This is a genomic window from Nocardia sp. NPDC050697 (assembly GCF_040654395.1).
Taxonomy (GTDB): Bacteria; Actinomycetota; Actinomycetes; order Mycobacteriales; family Mycobacteriaceae; genus Nocardia.
Window position 1 is genome coordinate 407929 of sequence record NZ_JBFAHY010000007.1, and the last position, 21344, is coordinate 429272.

Here is a 21344-nt window from a genome sequence, read left to right on the forward strand (position 1 = left end):
TCAGGGGTGCCGCGTCCAGAGGTCGGCGAGCACGTGGCCGATCCGGGAGAGCGCCGGTTCGGTGGTCATGTGCCAGTGCGTCGCCGGGACCGCGTGGTTGTGCACGGTGCCGTCGACGGCGCCCGCCCAGCCCGCCGCTCCGGTGGCGCCGGTGGGGTCGTCGAGTGCGGCGGTGAAGTAGACGAGGTCGCCCTTGTAGGTGCGCGGGCGGTAGCCGGCGACCAGGTCGAGGGAGCGGACGCCGGCGTCGAGGACACGGTGCAGGCGGTCGGCACCGAAGGAGGCGAAGGGCTCGGGAAGGTCGCCTAAGCGGGTGGCGAGGTCGCCGAGGGTGGCCGGGGCGGAGCCGGGCACCGGATGGCCGGCGGCCGCCGAGCCGCCGAGCAACCCGCCGAGCAGGTCACCGACGACCACGGAGCCGTCCCGCTCGGCGGGCACCTCGAGCGAGCTGTCCATCATCCCGAGCAGCGCGACCTGCTGGCCGCGATCCTGCAACTCCACCGCGACGGCGTGCGCGAGCACCCCGCCGAGCGACCAGCCGAGCAGGTGGTACGGCCCGTCGGGCTGCACGGCACGGATCTCGTCGACGCAGCGCACGGCCCACTCCGCGAGCGAGCCGGGCAGCTCCGGCTCCCCGGCGAGCACCGGCGACTGCAGGCCGTAGAGCGGCCGCTCCCGGTCGACGTGCGCGGCCAGCCCGGCGAACGACCACGCGATCCCGCCCGCGGGGGCGAAGCAGAAGAGCGGCTCCGCGCCGCCGCCCGCGCGCAGCGGGAGCAGCACCTCGTAGGCCACCTCGCGATCCACCCGCCCGCGTCCGGCCCGGTGCGCGGCGATCCGCTCGGCCAGCCCGCCCGGGGTGGGCGCGGCGAAGAGCCAGACCACGGAGACGGTTTCGCCGAGCGCGGCCGCCAGCTGCCCGGCCAGGGTGGTGGCGAGCAGTGAGTTGCCGCCGCGCTCGAAGAAGTTGTCGGTGGTGCCGATCCGCTCGGCGCCGAGCACCGCGGCGAAGGCGGCGCAGACCGTGTGCTCCAACTCCGTCGCGGGGGCGGTGAACTCGGCGGCGCCGAGTTCGGGGGCGGGCAGCGCGGCCCGGTCCAGTTTGCCGTTGGCGGTGAGCGGCAGCCGGTCGAGCGGGACGAGCACGGCGGGCACCATGTAGCCGGGGAGCCGCTCGGCGAGCGCGGCGCGCAGCGCGGCGGGGTCGACCGCGTCGGCGGCGTAGTACCCGGCGAGCAGGGTGTGCTCGCCGGAGCCGTGCGCGAGCACCGCCGCCGCGCGCACCCCGGGCCGCGCGAGCAGCGCGTGCTCGATATCGGCGAGCTCGATGCGGTAGCCGCGCACCTTGACCTGGAAGTCGCGGCGCTCCACGTACTCCAGCTGCCCCTCGGCATTCCAGCGCACCAGGTCGCCGGTGCGGTAGAGCCGCTCCCCCGGCCCGCCGAACGGGTCGGCGACGAAGCGCTCGGCGGTGAGGTCGGGGCGGGCGTGGTAGCCGCGGGCAAGCTGGGCGCCGGCCAGGTACAGCTCGCCGGTGACGCCGATCGGCACCGGGTGCATGCGGTCGTCGAGGACGTGCACCCGCGACCCCGCCTCCGGCGTGCCGATCGGGGTGACCGGGCCGGGCAGCCCGGATTCGGTGCGGTAGCGGGTGATCGAGACCGCGGCCTCGGTGGGGCCGTAGAGGTTGTCGATCCGGGCGCTCGTCAGCGCGGCGACCCTGCGCACGGTGGCCGCGGGCAGCGCCTCGCCGATCACCAGCAGGCGGCGCAGCGCCGCGGGGAGCGGGGCGGCGCCGGTGGTCTCGGCGAGCATGGCCAGCAGCGACGGCACCAGGGTGACGGTGGTGACGCCGGTGCGCTCGATCAGGTCGAGCAGGGCGCGCGGGTCGCGCTGGGCGCCCTGCGGGGCGAGGACCAGGCGGGCGCCGGTGCGCGGGGCCAGCCAGAACTCCCAGACCGAGAGGTCGAAGGCGGCGGAGGTGGTGAGCAGGGCGGCGTCCTCGGTGCCGAGGCGGTACTCGGACCGCATCCACTCCAGCTGGTGCGCGACGGCGGCGTGCGGGAGCGCGACGCCCTTGGGGGTGCCGGTGGAGCCGGAGGTGAAGATGACGTAGGCCGGGTGGTCCGGGCGGAGCGGGGTGGTGCGCTCGTCATCGCGCAGGGGCGCGCTGGAACTGTCCACGACGTCGGCGACGTTCAGCAACTCCCGCTCGCCGGGCAGGGGATGCGGCCAGGCGGCGGAGGTCAGCACGAGCTGCGGATCGGCCGCCGCGAGGACGGCGGCGGTGCGCTCGGCGGGGTGCGCGGGATCCAGCGGGACGTAGGCGGCACCGGCGGTGACCACCGCGTACATGCCGACCACCAGATCGATCCCGCGCGGAAGCGCGAGCGCCACCAGCTTCTCCGGCCCGAGACCACGCCCGGCGAGCAGCCGGGCCAGGCGGTTCACCCGGGCACCGAACTCGGCGTAGGTGACCGTGACCGCGCCGTCGACGAGCGCGACCGCGTCGGGGGTCCGCCGCACCTGCGCCTCGAACCCGCTGACCAGCGTGGCCGGGCCGGGCAGCGAGCGATCGGGCCGATTCCAGGTGTGCAGCAGCCGCTCCCGCTCGGCGGCATCCAGCAGCGGGATATCGCCGACGGCGATTCGCGGCTCGGCGCAGACGGCGGCGAGCAGCCGGTGCAGCCGCCCCGCGAACCCGGCGACGGTGGATTCGTCGAAGAGCGCCGTCGCGTAGGTGAGCGAGGCCGCGAGCCCGGCCGGCGCACCATCCGGGTGGTACCGGTCGGTGATCACCAGGTGCAGATCGAACTGCGACACCTCGGAGGCGATATCGAGCGCCCCCACCCGCAACCCGGCCAGCTCCAGCTCGGCCTCGGCCTGGTTGTGGAGGGAGAACCCGACCTGGAAGAGCGGGTGCCGCGCGGTGGAGCGCTCCGGATTCAGCACCTCGACCAGCCGCTCGAACGGCACGTCGGCGTGCGCGAAGGCCGCGACATCGGCCGCCCGCACCCGGGTGAGCAGCTCCGCGAACGGATCGGCGCCGCGCACCTCGGCGCGCAGCACCAGGGTGTTCACGAACATGCCGACCACATCGTCCAGCTCGGCGGCGCCGCGCCCGGCCACCGGCGTGCCGACGGCGATATCGGCGGTCCCGGAGAGCCGGGCCAGCAGGGTGGCCCAGGCGGCGTGCAGCACCATGAAGAGCGTGGCCCCGCGCTCCCGGCCGAGCTCGGCGAGGCGGCCGTGCAGCCCGGCGTCGACGGTGAAGTCCAGGTGCCTGCCCCTGGTGGAGACCACCGGCGGCCGCGGCCGGTCGGTCGGCAGGGTGAGCTGGGCGGGCAGCTCGGCCAGGGTCTCCCGCCAGAAGGTGAGCTGGCGGGTGACGAGCGAGCCGGGGTCGTCCTCGGCGCCGAGTGTCTCGCGCTGCCAGCGGCTGAAGTCGGCGTACTGCACCGGGAGCGGGGTCCAAGCCGGTGCGGTGCCGGTGCGGCGGGCCGCGTAGGCGAGCACGAGGTCGCGGGCCAGCGGGGCCAGCGAGGAGCCGTCGGCGGCGATGTGGTGCACGACGACCACAAGGACGTGCTCGGGTGCGGCGGGCGGTGTGCTGTCGGCAGCGCTCGGCAGCAGCGTCGGGGCGTCCGAGGCACCGGTGACGGCGAAGAGCCGGGCGCGCACCGGCACGGCGGCGGTGACGTCGAACCCGGCGCCGATGAAATCGCCCGCGGCGGCGAGCAGGTCGTCGGCGGCGACCGGGATCGGGGTCAGCACCGGCCGCCCGGACTCCGCGGTGGGCAGCACCACCTGCACCGGCCCGGTCTCGGTCTTCGGGTAGACCGTGCGCAGCGTCTCGTGCCGCTCGACCACATCGGCGACGGCGGCGTCCAGCGCGGCGATATCGAGCTCGCCGCCGAGCCGCACCGCGAGCGGGATGTTGTAGGCGGTGGACTCCGGATCGAGCCGGTTCAGCAGCCACATGCGCTGCTGGGCCAGCGAGAGCGGGATCGGCCCGGTGCGCTCCCGCCGCACCAGCGCGGGCGCGGAATCGAGCTCGGCGCCACCGAGTTCGGCGGCGAGCGCGGCGACCGTCGGGTGCTCGAACACCCGGCGCACCCCGACCGGGGTGCCGAGCCGGGCGGCGAGCCGCGCGGCCAGCTGGGTGGCGGTGAGCGAGTTGCCGCCGAGCGCGAAGAAGTCGTCGTCCAGCCCGGCCCGCTCCAGGTCGAGCAGCTCGGCGAAGACCTCGGCCACCGCGATCTCGGCGGCGGTGCGCGGTTCGCGGAACGCGGTGGCGCGGAACTCCGGCGCGGGCAGCGCCTTCCGGTCCAGCTTGCCGACCGGGGTGAGCGGCAGCGCGTCGAGCACGGTGATCGAGGCGGGCACCATGTACCCCGCCAGCGACCGCCCGGCGTGCGCGGTGAGCTCGGCGATATCCACGGTGTGGCCGGGCGCCGGTACCACGTAGGCGACCAGCGCCGTGTTCCCCGAGGGGTCCTTGTGCCCCAGCGTGACCGCCGTGCCCACCGACCCGTGCGCGGCGAGCACCGCGTCGATCTCGCCCAGCTCGATGCGCAGCCCGCGCACCTTGACCTGCTGGTCGGCGCGGGCCGCGTAACGCAGCCCGCCCGCGTCGGTCCTGGCGACCAGGTCGCCGGTGCGGTAGAGCCGCCCGCCCGCCGGGCCGTAGGGGTCGGCCACGAAGCGGCCGGCCGAGAGCCCCGGCCGCAGGTGGTAGCCGCGCGCCAGCCCGGGCCCGCGCAGGTACAGCTCGCCGACCACGCCCACCGGTACCGGCCGCAGCCTGGCATCGAGGACCAGCGCGGACATGCCGTCGATCGGCGCGCCCATGTCGAACGGCTCACCCGCGCGCAGCGGGGCGCTGATGCTGGTGATGATGGTGGTCTCGGTGGGGCCGTAGGTGTTGTGCATGGCCCGGCCCGGCGCCCAGCGGTCGACCAGGTCGCGGCCGTACGCCTCGCCGCCGACGGTGAGGTGCGCGAGCCCGCGCAGCTGCTCCGGGTCGAGGGTGCGCAGCACCGCCGGGGTGAGGAAGGCGTGCGTGACCCCGGCGCGCCGGATGAGCGCGGTGAGCTCGGCCCCGCCGTACACCCCGGCGGGCGCGATCACCAGCCGAGCGCCCGCGGCCAGCGCGAGGAGCAGCTCCAGCAGGGAGGCGTCGAAGCTGGGCGAGGCCACGTGCAGCACCCGGGAGGCCGCGGTGGTCCGGTAGGCGGCGAGCTGGGCGGCCGCCACCCCGGCGAGCCCGCCGTGCGTGGCGACCACGCCCTTCGGCACGCCGGTGGAGCCGGAGGTGTAGATGATCCAGGCGGGGTGCTCGGGCCGGATGGGGCGCAGCGGCCGCACCGCGCCGGGCGGCAGGTTGCGCAGCCGGGCCGCGGTGTCGGCGGCGTCGACCGCGATCCACGCGATATCGCCGGGCAGCGCGGCGCGGACGGCGCCGACGGTGAGCCCGAGCGCGGCACCGGAGTCGGTGAGCATGTGGCTGATCCGCTCGGCGGGGTAGGTGGGGTCGACCGGGACGAAGGTGGCGCCGGTGCGGGCCACCGCCCAGAGCGCGAGCAGCGACTCCGCGGAGCGCGGCACCGCGACGGCGACCGTGTCCTCGGCGCCGACGCCGTGCTCGATCAGCAGCCGGGCCAGCCGGGCCGAGCGCTCGTCCAGGGCGCGGTAGTGCAGCTCGCGCACGCCGTCGACGAGCGCGGTGGCGTCCGGGTTCAGCGCGACGGCGGCGGCCATGAGCTCGGGCAGGGTGCGCGGCGGCACGGTGGCGGCCGGGGCCGCGAGCAGCGCGGCGCGCTCGGCCGGGCCGAGCAGCTCGGCATCGCCCGCGGGGCGCTCCGGGGCGGCGGTGAGCGCGCCGAGCAGCCTGCCGAAGCGGCGCAGCAGCCCGGCGGCGGTGCCCTCGTCGAAGAGGTCGGTGGCGTAGTCGAGCTCGACGCTCAGGTGGCCGTCGGCGTCGGGGTCGCCCGCCACGGTGAACTGCAGGTCGAAGCGGGCCACCGCCTCGGTGAACTCCACCGGGCTCGGGTCCAGCCCGGGCACCGCGGTCGCGGCGCCCGCGGGTGAGCCGTCGGCCAGATAGCTGAGCGCGACGGTGAAGAGCGGATGCCTGGCCAGCGACGGCTCGGTGCCGAGCTCGTCCACGACCCGCTCGAAGGGGACGGTGGCGTGGCCGAAGGCGGCCAGGTCGGCGGTGCGGACGGTGCCGAGCAGCGCGGCGAAGGGTGCCGCGGTGTCGATCTCGGTGCGCAGCACCAGGGTGTTCACGAACATGCCGACCAGGTCGTCCAGCGCGGCCGCGCCGCGCCCGGCCACCGGGGTGCCGACGACCACGTCCGCGGTGCCGGAGAGCCGGGCCAGCAGCACCGCGAGCGCGGTGTGCACGACCATGAACGGGGTCGCCCGGTGCGCGGCGGCCAGCGCGTGCACCCGGTCGGCCACCTCGGCGCCGATCCTGGCTCGCACGGTGCCGCCGCGGTGGCTGGCGACGGCGGGGCGCGGGCGGTCGGTGGGGAGCGCGGGGTCGGGCAGGTCGCGCAGGGTTTCCCGCCAGAAGGCCAGCTCGGTCTCGGCGCTCGCCGCGACGGCGGCGGCCTGCCAGAGCGCGTAGTCGGCGTACTGAGCGGTGAGCGGCGGCCAGGCCGGCTCGGTGCCGAGCACCCTGGCCAGGTAGGCGGCCATGAGGTCGCGCAGCAGCGGGGCCATGGAGTAGCCGTCGGCGGCCACGTGGTGCAGCACCGCGACCAGCACCTGGCTGGTCGGGTCCTCGCGCAGCAGCACCGCGCGCACCGGTACCGCGGCGGTGACGTCGAAGCCGCCTGCCAGCACCGCGCCGATCCGCTCGGCGAGCGGGGCGCCGTCCGGTTCCCGCACCTCGAGCCGGAGCGGCGGCGGGTCGGCGGGCAGGATCACCTGGTGGCCGCTGCCGTCCGGCCCGGCCGGGTAGACGGTGCGCAGCACCTCGTGCCTGGCCACCACGTCGGTGAAGGCGGCGGCGAGCGCGGCGGTGTCCAGCCCGCCGTGCAGCCGGACGGCGACCGGGATGTTGTGCACCGCGGAGCCGGGGTCGAGCCGGTTGGCCAGCCACATGCCGCGCTGCACCGGGGCCAGCGGCAGCCGCTCCGGGCGGGCTCCGGCCAGCAGCGGGATCACGCCGCCCGCGCTGGAGTCGGCGGTGACGCGCGCGGCGAGCGCCGCCACCCCGGACGCCTCGAAGAGCAGCCGCACCGGCACCCGGCGGTCCAGTGCCGCGCCGAGCCGGGCGATCACCCTGGTGGCGCTGAGCGAGTTGCCGCCGAGCGCGAAGAAGTCGTCGTCCAGCCCGATCGGGGTGGCGCCGAGCACCGCCTCGAAGGCCGCCGCGACCTGCCGCTGCGCCGGGGTCACCGGCGGGCGGTAGGCGGTGCGCGCGAACTCGGGGGCGGGCAGCGCGGCGCGGTCCAGCTTGCCGGAGGCATTGAGCGGGAAGGAATCGAGCACCACGAGCACGCCGGGGACCATGTACGCGGGCAGCGCGGCGGCGGCCGCGGCGAGCACAACGGCCTCGTCCAGCACGGCGCCGGGCGCGGGGGTCAGGTACCCGGCCAGGTGCTCGCCGACGACGAGGACCGCGGCCTGCGCCACGCCGGGCACACCGGCCAGCACCGCCTCGATCTCGCCGAGCTCGATCCGCTGGCCGCGGAACTTCACCTGGAAGTCGGTGCGGCCCAGGTAGATCAGCTCGGGGGCGTGGCCGGAGGTGTCCCAGCGCACCAGGTCGCCGGTGCGGTACATGCGCTGCCCGGGCCCGCCGAACGGGTCGGCGACGAAGCGGTCCGCGGTGAGGTCGGGGCGGGCCTGGTAGCCGCGGGCCAGCTGGACGCCGGCCAGGTAGAGCTCGCCCGCGACGCCGGGCAGCGCCGGCCGCAGCCTGCTGTCCAGCACGTAGACGCGGCTGTTCCACTCCGGGGTGCCGATCGGCAGCACGGTGCGGCCGGCCTCGCCGGTGACCTCGCGGTGCGTGATGCTGACCGCGGCCTCGGTGGGGCCGTACAGGTTGTGCAGCGCCGCCGGGCTCACCGCGCCGAAGGCGCGCACCGTCTCCGCGGGCAGCGCCTCGCCGATCACGAAGACCTGCCGCAGCGTGGCCAGCGCGGCCGCGCGGCCAGCCGCCGCCACGTGCGCGGCGAAGACGCTGAGCATGGAGGGCACGAAATCGGTGGCGGTGACGCCGTATCCGGCGATCACCTCGGCGAGGTAGCCGGGGTCGCGGTGGCCGCCGGGGGCGGCGAGCACCACGGTGGCGCCGACCCGCAGCGGCAGGAAGTACCCCCACAGCGAGACGTCGAAGGTGGTCGCGGTCTTCTGCAGGTACACCTCGCCCGCCGCCAGCCGGTACCGGGAGAGCATCCAGTTGGCCTGGTTGACGATGGCGGCGTGCGAGACGCTCACGCCCTTGGGCTTGCCGGTGGAGCCGGAGGTGAAGATGACGTACGCCGGGTGCGCCGGGCGCAGCGGCAGCGGCCGCTCGTCCGCGCCGATCGGGTCGTCGCGGTAGCCGTCCAGCCGCAGCTCGTCCAGCCGGAGCACGGTGCCGTCGTAGGCGATCTCGGTTCCGGCGATGCTGAGCACCGCCGCGGGGCGCGCGGTCTCCAGGATGTGCGCGATGCGCCGCTCCGGGTGATCCGGATCGATCGGCACGTAGGCGCCGCCCGCCTCCAGCACCGCGTACATGGCCACCACCAGGTCGATGGAGCGGCGCAGCGCGAGCGCGACCAGCGCCTCCGGGCCGACGCCGAGCTCGATCAGGTGCCTGGCCAGCTGGTTCACCCGGCGCGAGAGATCACCGTAGGTAATGGTGGTGACGGCGCCGCCGTCGTCGGGGACGAAGACCAGCGCAGGGTGGAACGGGGTGGCGGCGGCCTGCGCGGAGAACTCGTCCAGCAGCAGCTCGGAGCCGAAGGAAACGTGGGCGGAGTCGTTCCATTCGGTGAGCACCCGGTGCCGCTCGCCCGGCTCGAAGAGCTCGATATCGCCGACCGACAGCTCCGGGGCCGCGGTGACGGCGGCCAGCAGCCGGAGCAGCCGCTCGCCGAAGCCGCGCACCGTCGGCTCGTCGAAGAGGTCGGCGGCGTAGGTGAGCCGCAGCGCGTCGGCGGTGACGGTGAGCTGCAGGTCGAAGCGGGTGCCGACCTCGGTGACGCGGTGCTCGGCCAGGGCCAGCCCGGCCACTTCCAGCGCGACCGGCTCCAGGTTCTGGAAGAAGAGCGCGACCTGGAAGAGCGGGTGCCTGGCCTGCGAGCGCGGCGGGTCGAGCACCTCGACCAGCCGCTCGAAGGGGATGTCGGCGTGCGCGAAGGCGTCCAGGTCGGTCTCCCGCACCCGGCGCAGCACGGCGCCGAAGGGGGCGGCGGCGTCGACCTCGGTGCGCAGCACCAGGGTGTTCACGAACATGCCGATGACGTCGTCGAGCTCGGCGGCGCCGCGCCCGGCCACCGGGGTGCCGACGGCGATATCGGCGGTGCCGGAGAGCCGGGCCAGCAGGGTGGCGAGCGCGGCGTGCACGACCATGAACGGGGTGGCGTCGTGCGCCGCGGCCAGCGTGGCGATGGCGGTGACCAGCGCGGGGCCGAGCGGGAGCGCGGTGTCCCCCGCGCGGTGCGAGGCGACGGCGGGGCGCGGGCGGTCGGTGGGCAGGTCGAGCTGGGCGGGGGCGCCGCGCAGCGCGGTGCGCCAGTAGTCCAGCTGGGCGGCGGCGGTGGAGCCGGGGTCGTCCTCGGCGCCGAGCAGTTCGCGCTGCCAGAGCGCGTAGTCGGCGTACTGCACCGGGAGCGGGGTCCAGGCCGGTGCGGCGCCATCGGCCCGCGCGGCGTAGGCGGTGGCGAGGTCGCGGGCGAGCGGGCCGAGCGAGAAACCGTCGGCGGCGATGTGGTGCAGGATCAACGCGAGCACGTGCGCGGCCGGGCCCTGCCTGAGCAGCGCGATCCGGACCGGGATCTCGGCGGTGACGTCGAAGGGGGTGGCCGCCAGCTCGGCCACCGCGCGGGCCGGGTCCGGCTCGTCGGTGACGGTGAGCGCGGGCGCTCGGTCCGCGGGGAGCACCCGCTGCCAGCCGGTGCCGTCCAGGTCGGGGTAGAGCGTGCGCAGGGTTTCGTGCCTGGCGACCACGTCGCCGAGCGCGGCGGTGAGCGCGGCGACGTCCAGCGGGCCGGTGAGCCGGATGACGGCGGGGATATTGTTCACCGTCTCGGCCGGGTCGAAGCGGTTCAGGAACCACATGCGCTGCTGGGCCGGGGAGAGCGGAACCAGCTCGGTGCGCGGGCGGCGGGTGAGCGCGGGGCGGTTGCCGGTGCCGGCGAGGCGTTCCGCGCGGGCGGCGAGCGCCGCGACCGTCGGAGCCTCGAAGACCAGGCGCACGGGGAGTTCGGCGGCGAGTTCGGCGCCGAGCCTGGCCACCAGGCGGGTGGCGAGCAGGGAGTTGCCGCCGAGCGCGAAGAAGTCGTCGTCGGCGCCGATCTCGGTGGTGCCGAGGAGGTCGCCGAGGATCCGGGCGACCAGGCGTTCGGTGCCGGTCTCCGGGGCGCGGAAGGTGGTGGACTCGAACTCCGGGGCCGGGAGGGCGGTGCGGTCGAGTTTGCCGGAGGGGTTGAGCGGCAGGGTGTCCAGCGGGACGAAGGCGGCGGGAATCATGTACGCGGGCAGGCGTTCCGCCAGCGCGCGACGGGCGGCGTCGGCGTCGGTACCGGGCACCACGTAGGCGACGAGCTGGTCACCGCGGTGCTCGTCGGAGCAGACCGCGGCGACGGCGCGGCGCACGCCGGGGAGCGCGGTGAGCGCGGCCTCGATCTCGCCGAGCTCGATGCGCAGCCCGCGCAGCTTGACCTGGAAGTCGGTGCGGCCGAGGTACTCCAGTTCACCGTCGGCGCGGCGGCGGACCAGGTCGCCGGTGCGGTACATGCGCGCACCGGCCGGGCCGAAGGGCGCGGCGACGAAGCGGTCCGCGGTGAGGTCGGGGCGCGCCAGGTAGCCCTGGGCGAGCTGGACGCCCGCCAGGTACAGCTCGCCGGGGACCCCGACCGGCACCGGCCGCAGCCGGGAATCCAGCACGTAGAGACGGGTATTGAAGACCGGAGCGCCGATCGGCACCGACTCGGCGTCGGCATCGGCCACGGTGTGGTGGGTGACGTCGACAGCGGCCTCGGTGGGGCCGTACAGGTTGTGCACCGCGGCGCCGGTGAGCGCCCGCGCCCGTTGCGCGATCCCGGCGGGCAGCGCCTCGCCGGAGGCGAAGAGGTGCCGCAGCCGAGCCCGCTCGGCGGCCCGCGGCTCCTCCAGGTACACCGCGAGCACCGACGGCACGAAGTGCACCGCCGTCACCCCGGCATCGGCGATCAGCGCCGCCAGCTGCGCCGGATCCCGGTGCCCGTCCGGCCCGGCCAGCACCAGCGCGGCACCGACCTGCAGCGGCCAGAAGAACTCCCACACCGACACGTCGAAGGTGGCCGGGGTCTTCTGCAGCACCACGTCGTCCGCGGTGAGCCGGTACCGCTCCTGCATCCACACCAGCCGGTTCACGATGGCCGCGTGCGTGACCACCACGCCCTTGGGGCGGCCGGTCGAGCCGGAGGTGAAGAGCACGTAGGCGGCGTGCCCCGGCTGCGGGACGCCGAGCAGATCCACCTGGGTGAGCGGGGTCCCGGCGAAGCCGGAGAGCTCCAGCCGGTCGATCCGCACCTGCCTGACCCCGCCGGACTCCGGGTCGAAGCCGGAGGTGAGCATGAGCAGCGGGCGCGCCGTGGCCAGCACGTACTCCACCCGCTCGGCCGGGTGGTCCGGGTCCACCGGCAGGTAGGCGCCGCCCGTGGCGAGCACCGCGTACATGCCGACCACCTGGTCCACGCAGCGCCGCATGCCGAGCGCCACGATGGAGTCGGGGCCGACACCCTGGCCGGTGAGCCAGCGGGCCAGCCGGTGCACCCGGGCGGCGAGCTCGGCGTAGCTCAGGGTGGTGTCGCCGGAGCGCAGGGCGGTGGCGTCGGGGGTGCGGGCGACCTGGCGCTCGAAGAGCGTGGTCAGGGTCGCGCCGGGGGCGCCGGGGTGCTCGGTGGCGTTCCAGGCGGTGAGTACCCGGTGGCGCTCGGCGGGGTCGAGCAGGTCGATGGCGCCGAGGCGACGCTGCGGGTCCGCCACCGCGAACTCGAGCACCCGGACGAAGCGGGCGGCGAGCGCGGCGACGGTGGCCGGGTCGAAGAGGTCGGTGGCGTAGCGGAGGAGCGCGCGCAGCGCGGTGCCGGAATCGGTGCCGTGCTCGGTGAGCTCCAGCGCCAGGTCGAACTGGGCGGTGTCGTTGGCCAGGGGGTAGGCGGCGACCTCGAGGCCGGGGAGCCGGAGCACGGTGTCGTCGCGGTGCTCGAAGGTGAGGAGGGTCTGCACGATCGGGGCGTGCGCCCGGGAGCGGACCGGGTCCAGCTCCTCCACCAGCCGCTCGAAGGGCAGGTCGGCGTGGCCGAAGGCGCGGACGTCGCGCTCGCGCACGGTGCGCAGCAGCTCGGCGAAGGTGGCGCCGGGGTGCACCGGGGTGCGCAGGACCAGGGTGTTCACGAACATGCCGACCAGGTCGTCCAGCGCCTGCTCGCCGCGGCCCGCCACCGGGGTGCCGAGCGCGATATCGGTGCTGCCGGAGAGCAGCCCGAGCAGGGTGGCGTAGGCGGCGTGCAGGACCATGAAGGTGGAGACGCCGTGCGCCCTGGCCAGCTCGGTGACCGCCCCGGTCAGCTCCGGGCCGATGGCGAAGTCGACGGTGGCGCCGCGGCCGGTGGCGACCGGCGGGCGGGGGCGGTCGGTGGGGAGTTCGAGGAGCGGGGGCAGGGCGGCGAGTTCCTCCCGCCAGAAGCGGATCTGGTCGGCCAGGACGGAGTCCGGGTCGGCTGCGTCGCCGAGCGTCTCGTGCTGCCAGAGGGTGAAGTCGGCGTACTGCACCGGAAGCGGGGCCCATTCGGGCGCGGGGGCGAGAGCCGGGTCGGCGACCCGCGCGGAGCGGGCCGTGTAGGCCGTCATGAGGTCGCGGGCCAGGGGCGCGGTGGAGACGCCGTCGGCGGCGATGTGGTGCACGACCACGGCCAGCACGTGGTCGTGCGGATCGAGGCGGTACAGCGCGGCGCGCAGCGGGAGGTCGGTGCGCAGGTCGAAACCGGTGCCGGTGAGCGCGAGGATCGTTGCCTGGAGCGCGGATTCGGTGGCGTCGGTGACCGGAAGGGCGAGCGGGTAGTCCGCGAGAACCCGCTGGTGCGGGCCCGCGCCGTCGTCGGGGAAGACGGTGCGCAGCGCCTCGTGCCGCTGCACCACATCGCGCAGCGCGGCGCGCAGCGCGGGCTCGTCGAGCGCACCGCGCAGCCGGATGGTGATCGGGATGTGGTACACCGCCGACTCCGGGTCGAGCCGGTTGAGCAGCCACATCCGGGTCTGCGCCAGCGAGAGCGGCACCCGCTCGGGGCGCGGCCGCGCGGTGAGCGCGGGCCGCGCGGTACCGGTGGTCACCCGGGCGGCGAGCAGCGCGGGGGTCGGGGCGGCGAAGACCTCGCGGACCGTGAGCGCCCCGCCGAGCGCGGCATTCGCCCTGGCCACCAGCCGCATGGCGAGCAGCGAGTTGCCGCCGCGGGCGAAGAAGTCGTCGTCCGCGCCGATCGGCGCCGACGTGCCGAGCAGCTCGGCGACGAGCGCCGCCAGCACCGACTCCGCCCCCTCGCGCGGGGCGCGGAAGTGCACCGCGGCGTCCGCCGCCTCGAAGGGTGGCAGCGCGGCGCGGTCCAGCTTGCCGACGGTGGTGCGCGGCATGTCCGCGAGCACCCGCAGCCGGGCCGGGACCATGGCGGCGGGCAGCCGGTCGCGCACCGCGGCCAGCACCGCCTCGGCGCGCAGCCCGGTCCCGCTGACATACCCGACCAGCACGTCCTGTCCGGTGGCGTCCCGCGCCACCAGCACCGCGGCATTGGCGACGCCGGGCACGGCGGCCAGCGCGCTCTCGATCTCGCCCAGCTCGATCCGCTGCCCGCGCAGCTTGAGCTGGAAGTCGTTGCGGCCCAGGTACACCAGGTCGCCCTCGCGGTTCCAGCGCACCAGGTCGCCGGTGCGGTACATGACCTCGCCCCGCGTCCCGAAGGGATCGGCGACGAAGCGCTCGGCGGTGAGCCCGGAGCGGCCGTGGTAGCCGCGCGCCAGCTGTGCACCGGCCAGGTACAGCTCGCCGATCACCCCCGCGGGCACCGGCCGCAGCCTGGCGTCCAGCACGTAGACGCGGGTGTTCCAGCAGGGCCTGCCGATGGCGACATCGCGCCCCGACTCCGCGTCGGCCGCGGTGAACTCGTGGTAGACCGCCGAGATCGCGGCCTCGGTGGGGCCGTAGGCATTGTGCAGCGCGCCCCCGACCACGCCACGCAGCGCGACCAGCAGGTCCGGCGTGAGCGCCTCGCCGCCGCAGTGCAGGTGCCGGAAGGAGGCGAGCGCGTCGCCCATGCCCTCGGCGAGCAGCGCGGCCAGCACCGACGGCACGTACTCGGCGATGGTGATCCGGTGCGTGCGCAGCAGCTCCGCGAAGTAGGCCAGGTCCAGGTGGCCGCCGGGCTTGGCGATCACCAGCGGGGCGCCGACCGCCACCGGGAGGAAGACCTCCCAGACCGAGACGTCGAAGGTGAGCGGCGCGCGCTGCAGGATGCGGTCGGCGGCGGTGACGCCGTAGCGGAACTCCAGCCAGCGCAGCTGGTTCACGATGGCGCGGTGGCTCACCGTGACGCCCTTCGGCCTGCCGGTGGAGCCGGAGGTGAAGAGGATGTAGGCGGTGTTCTCCGGGCGCAGCGGGCGGAGCCGCTCGGCGTCGTGCCAGGGGCCGGAGTCGGGTTGCGCCGCCTCGAGTTCGGCGATGTCGAGCACCGGGGCACCGTCCAGCTCCGGCAGCCCGGAGCCGGTCGGGGCCAGGACCAGCAGCGGCTCGGCGTCGGCGAGCAGCCGGTTCAGCCGCTCGGCCGGGTGCTCCGGGTCCAGCGGCAGGTAGGCGCCGCCCGCCCGGACCACCGCGTACAGCGCGACCAGCAGGTCCAGCCCGCGGTGCGCCGCGATGCCGACCACCGTCTCCGGGCCGACGCCGCGCGCGATCAGCGCACGGGCCAGCCCGCGCACCCGGGTCTCCAGCTCGGCGTAAGTGAGCGCGGCGCCCTCGAAGAGCGCGGCGGTGCCGCCGGGGTCGGCGGCGGCGCGGGCCGGGAGCAGGTCGTCCAGGGTCTGCGCGGGCAGCGGCCGCGCGGTGGCATTGCGCTGGACCAGCAGCAGGTCGCGCTCGGCGGCCGAGTGCAGCTCGACCGCCTCGACCGGCGTGGCGGGGTCGCGGACCAGGGTGCGCAGCACCCGCTCGAAGGCGGCGACGAAGCCGTGCGCGGTCTCCGGGTCGAAGAGCTCGGCGGCGTAGTGCAGGTAGATGTCGATACCGGCCGGTGCGCCGTCCTCGGTGCGCTCGGTGAGCGTCCAGTCCTGGTCCACCTGGATGGGGGCCGGGCCGACCTCGAGGGCGGCGATGGCGAGGCGGTGCAGCCGGAACTCCGGCTTGGCGTGGTTCTGCAGGGTGAGCGCCACCTGGTAGAGCGGGGCGTGCGCCTGCGAGCGCACCGGGCTCAGCACCTCGACCAGCTGCTCGAAGGGGACGGCGGCGTGGTCGAAGGCGGCCAGGTCGGTGCCGCGCACGGCGGTGAGCAGCTCGGCGAGCGGCTGGTCGGGGCGCACCTCGGTGCGCAGGACCAGGGTGTTGACGAACATGCCGACCAGCTCGTCCAGCGCGGCATCGCCGCGGCCGGCCACCGGGGCGCCGATCACCACGTCGGCGGTGCCGGAGAACCGGGCGAGCAGCACCGCGAGCGCGGTGTGCAGCACCATGAACGGCGTCGCGCGGTGCGCGGCGGCGGTCTCCCGGACGGCACGGTGCAGCGCGGCGTCCAGCGTGGCGGTGACGGCGCCGCCGCGGTTGCCCGCCACGGCGGGGCGGGCGCGGTCGGTGGGCAGCGGCAGCAGCTCCGGTACCCCGGCCAGCTGCCGCGACCAGTAGCCGAGCTGGCGGCCGAGCACCGAGCCCGGGTCGTCGGCGGCGCCGAGCACATCGCGCTGCCAGAGCGCCACGTCGGCGTACTGCACCTCGAGCGGGCGCCAGTTCGGGGCGGCGCCCGCGCGGCGGGCCACGTAGGCGGCGGTGAGGTCGCGGGTCAACGGGGCGAAGGACCAGCCGTCGGCGGCGATGTGGTGCACCACGAAGAGCAGGACGTGCTCCTGGCGGCCGGGCGGGACCTCGGCGGCCGGGTCGTCGGTGACGCGGAGCAGCCGGGCGCGCAGCGGCACCTCGGCGGTGACGTCGAAGCCGGTGCCGGTCACCGCGGCGACCAGGGCCGGGAGCTCGGCGGGGCGCACGGTGCGGACCACCAGGTCGACCAGCTCGGTGCCCGCGGGGAGCACCAGCTGGGTGGCGGCGCCGTCGTGCTCGGGGTAGACGGTGCGCAGGGTCTCGTGCCTGGCGAGGACGTCGTCCACGGCGGCGCGCAGGGCGTCCACGTCGAGTGCGCCGGTGAGCCGGAGCGCGAAGGGGATGTTGTAGCCGCCGCTGCCGCCGTCGAAGCGGTTCAGGAACCACATGCGCTGCTGGGCGATGGAGAGCGGGACGGCGCCCTCGCGCGGGCGGGCGGTGATGGGCGGCAGGGCGTCGGCCGCGTGCCGCTGCTCGCGCAGGGCGGGTTCGACGAGGGTGGCGAGGGCGCGGACGGTCGCGGCGTCGAAAACGGCGCGGACCGGGACCATCGCGCCGGTCTCGGCGCTCAGGCGGGCGGCGAGCTGGGTGGCGATGAGGGAGTTGCCACCCAGGGCGAAGAAGTCGTCGTCGCGGCCGATGCGTTCTGCTCCGAGCAGGGTGGCGAAGGTCTCGGCGACCAGGGTTTCCGCCTCGCCCGCCGGGGGGCGGAAGGTGGTGGTCGGTTGCTCCGGGGCCGGGAGGGCGGTGCGGTCCAGCTTGCCCGAGGCGGTGCGCGGGAATTCCGGGAGGACCACGTAGGTGGTCGGGACCATGTAAGCCGGGAGCGAGCGGGTCAGCGCTTCGCGCACCCGGTGCGTGTCGATGGGCGCGCTCGCGGCCGGACCGGAAATGGCCTGCGCCCCATCGTCGTCGGAGTGCGCGCTAGCGGCCGGGCCGAAGGTGGCCCGCGCCGATTCGCCGGGGCGCGCGCTCGCCGCCGGGTCGCCGACCAGGTACGCGACCAGTACCGGACCCGTGCCCGGGTCGCGGACGAGGACGGCCGCCTGGGCGATGCCGGGGAGCGCGAGGAGCGCGGTCTCGATCTCGCCGAGCTCGATGCGCAGCCCGCGAACCTTGACCTGGAAATCGGTGCGGCCGAGGAACTCCAGCTCGCCATCGGCCCGCCGGACCACCAGGTCACCGCTGCGGTAGAGCCTGCTGCCCGGCGCGCCGAACGGGTCGGCGACGAAGCGGTCGGCGGTGAGCCCGGCCCGGCCCAGGTAGCCCCGGGCCAGCTGGACCCCGGCCAGATACAGCTCACCGGGGGTGCCGACCGGCACCGGGTGCAGCCGCGCGTCGAGGACGTAGGCGGCGGTGTTCCAGATCGGGTGCCCGATCGGCACGATCCCGCTGTCGCCGTCGTGCACCTCGTGCAGCGTCAGTTCGACCGCGGTCTCGGTGGGGCCGTACATGTTGTGCACCCGGACCCCGAGCGCCCGCATCCGCTGCGCCGACGCCGCGGGCAGCGCCTCACCGGAGCTCAGCACGTGCCGCAGCGCGGGCACCTCCGGCTCCCCGGCCAGGAAGACCGCGAGCATGGACGGCACGAAGTGCGCCACCGTGACGCCCTCGCGGCGCATGAGCTCGGCCAGGTAGGCGGGGTCCTGGTGGCCGTCCGGCCGCGCCAGCACCAGTCGCGCCCCCACCTGCAACGGCCAGAAGAACTCCGGCACCGAGACGTCGAAGGTCACCGGGGTCTTCTGCAGCAGCACGTCGGTGTGGTCGAGCGGCAGGTGCGCGCCCTGCATCCAGCGCAGCCGGTTCGCGACGGCGGCGTGCGTCATGGCGACGCCCTTGGGCCGCCCGGTGGAGCCGGAGGTGAAGAGCACGTACGCCAGGTGCTCCGGGCGCAGCGGCGCGCGCCGCTCGGCGTCGGTGATCGGCCCCGCCGGGTACCCGCCCAGGTCGAGCCGGTCGATGCGCAGCCGCGGCACCGGGATCTCGCGCGGCAGCTCCGCGCCGGAGGTGAGCGCGAGCAGCGGGACGGCGGTGCCGACGATGTGCGCGGTGCGCTCGACCGGGTGGTCCGGGTCGAGCGGCAGGTACGCACCGCCCGCGAGGATCACCGCGTACATACCGGTGACCAGGTCGATCGAGCGGCGCATGCCGAGCGCGACCAGGGTGTCCGGCCCGACCCCGCGCCCGATGAGCAGCCGGGCCAGCCGCTGCGCCCGCTCGGCGAGCTCGGTGTAGCGCAGGTGGGTGTCGCCCGCGGTGAGCGCGATGGCGTCCGGGGTGCGGGCGACCTGCGCGGTGAAGAGCCCGGCCAGGGTGGCGGCGGGCAGCTCGCGGGCGGTGTCGTTCCAGTGCCGCAGCACCCGGTACCGCTCGGTGGCGTCGAGCAGCGCGACATCCCCGACCGGGGCCTCCGGCACCGCGGTCACCGCGGCGAGCACCCGGAGCAGCCGCTCGGCGAAGGCGGTGACGGTGCTGTCGTCGTACAGCTCGACGGCGTAGCGCAGGCTGCCGTCCAGCCCGCTGTCGCCGGTGCGCTCGGTGAGCACCAGGTGCAGGTCGACCTTGACCGTCGGGTCCTCGACCTCGACCGGGTGCACAGCGAGCCCCGGCACCCGCAGCGCCGGGTGTCCGGCGAAGGCGGGCTGCGGCTCGGCGTAGCTGAACAGCACCTGGAAGAGCGGCGGGGCGCCGCTGCTCCGGTCGACGGCGAGCGCGTCGACCACGTCCTCGAAGGGCAGCTCGGCGGTGCCGAAGGCCGCGAGATCGGCAGCACGGACCGCCCGCAGGAAGGTCCCGAACCCGGCATCCGGCTCGAACCGGGTGCGCAGCACGAGGGTGTTCACGAACATGCCGACCAGCGGGTCCAGCGCGCGGTCGCCGCGCCCGCCGACGGGGGTGCCGAGCAGCACGTCGGTGCTGCCCGCGGCCCGGCCGAGGGTGAGCGCGAGCGCGGCGTGCAGCACCATGAACGGCGTCGCCCCGGCCCGCTTGGCCAGCGCGCGCACGGCGGCGCCGGTGGCCGCGTCGATCGAGAGCGGGACGGCGGCACCGCGATTGGTCGGCCGGGCGGGGCGCTGCCGATCCGCGGGCAGGGTGGAGACGGCTGGCGCGCCGGCCAGCGTGGTGCGCCAGAAGGCCAGTTGGCGGTGCGCGAGCGAGCGGGGGTCGGCGGGGTCGCCGAGCACCTGGTGCTGCCACAGCGCGTAGTCGGCGTACTGCACCTCCAGCTCGCCGAACTCCGGCGCGGTGCCCTCGGCCCGCGCCCGGTAGGCGCGCACCAGGTCGGTGACGAGCGGCGGCAGCGAGAGCGCGTCGGCGGCGATGTGGTGCACCGCGAGGACCAGCACGTGGTCGTCGGGTTCGATGCCGAGCAGCACCACCCGCACCGGCAGCTCGACGGTGACGTCGAAGACCGCGGCGACCACCGAGGCGATCGCCTCGGTGACGCCGTCCGCCGGGACCGGCACCGGGGCGAGGCCGAGCCCGATCTCCTCGGTGGGCACGACCAGCTGGTGCGGCCCCGCGCCGTCGTCCGGGAAGACGGTGCGCAGCGATTCGTGCCGGACCAGCACGTCCAGCACCGCCCGATCCAGGGCATCCACCGCGAGCGCGCCGCGCAGCCGGAGCACGACGGGCAGGTTGTAGACGCTGTCCGCGCCGTCCTGCACCTCGATCCGGTTCAGGAACCAGAGCCGCCGCTGCGCCGGGGAGAGCGGGACGGTCGGCGGCCGTTCCCCGCGCGCCGGGCGGGCGGGCACCGTCTCGGCGCCGAGCAGCCGATCCAGCGCGGCGGCCAGCCCGGCCACCTCGGAGGTCTCGAAGAGGATGCGCACCGGCACCCGCACCGCCAGCGCCTCGCTGAGCCGCGCGGTCACCTGGGTGGCGTCGAGCGAGCTGCCGCCGAGCGCGAAGAAGTCGTCGTCCAGCCCGGCCCGGTCCAGCCGCAGCACCTCGGCGAAGGTCTGGGCGACCAGGGTCTGGGTGCCGGTCTCGGGGGCGCGGAACTCCACCGCGGCGAACTCCGGCGCGGGCAGCGCTCTGCGGTCCAGCTTGCCGGAGGGGTTCAGCGGGAACTCCGCGAGCGCGGTGACCACGGCCGGGACCATGTAGGCGGGCAGCGCGGCGGTGACCGCCTCGCGCACCGCCGCGCCGTCGACCGCGCCGGTCACGTACCCGGCCAGGTGCTGGCCGTCTAGCACCAGGACCACGGCCTGGGTGACGCCGGGCACCGCGAGCAGCGCGGTCTCGATCTCGCCGAACTCGATGCGCTGGCCGCGGAACTTCACCTGGAAGTCGACGCGCCCGGCGTAGACCAACACGCCGTCCTTGCGCCACGACACCACGTCGCCGGTGCGGTAGAGCCGGGTGCCGTCGCCGAAGGGGTTGGCCACGAAGCGGTCCGCACTCAGATCCGGGCGGCCCGCGTACCCGCGGGCCAGCTGGACCCCGCCCAGGTACAGCTCGCCGCGCACCCCGACCGGGACCGGCCGCAGCCGCGAATCCAGCACGTAGACCTGGGAATTCCACTCCGGGGCGCCGATGGCGGTGTCCTCGGGAGTCGCCTCCTGCGCGGTGATCGAGACCGCCGCCTCGGTGGGGCCGTAGATATTGTGCACCCGGGCCCAGCTCACCCTGGCGACCGTCTCCGGCGGCAGCGCCTCGCCGATCACGAAGACATCGCGCAGCGTCGCCATCTCGGCGGGGCGGGCGTGCTGGGCGAAGACCGCGAGCATGGACGGGACGAAATCGGTGCGCGTGACGCCGTGGCTGCGCACCAGCTCGGCGATGTAGCGGGCGTCGCGCTGCCCGCCCTCGGCGGCGAGCACGATCCGGCCGCCGGTGGCCAGCGGGACGAAGTAGCCCCAGATCGAGACGTCGAAGGTCGAGGCGGTCTTCTGCAGGTAGACGTCGTCGGCGGCGAAGCCGTACTCGGCGGCCATCCAGGCGATCTGGTTCGCCACCGCGCCGTGCGGCACCACGACGCCCTTGGGGCGGCCGGTGGAGCCGGAGGTGAACATGACGTAGGCGGCGTGCTCCGGGCACAGCGGTGCCGCGGGCAGCGGTT

At 75.7% G+C, this 21344-nt stretch carries 1 protein-coding gene (running past one end of the window); it reads right to left on the bottom strand.

Annotation, left to right across the window (positions count from 1 at the left end; translation table 11 throughout):
- Positions 1-21344 carry the 3' portion of a non-ribosomal peptide synthase/polyketide synthase gene (locus tag AB0H71_RS25080; protein ID WP_357025475.1) on the bottom strand. It continues 3937 nt past the right edge of the window, so only the last 21344 of its 25281 coding nucleotides appear in the window; its start codon lies beyond the right edge, outside the window; the stop codon is at positions 1-3.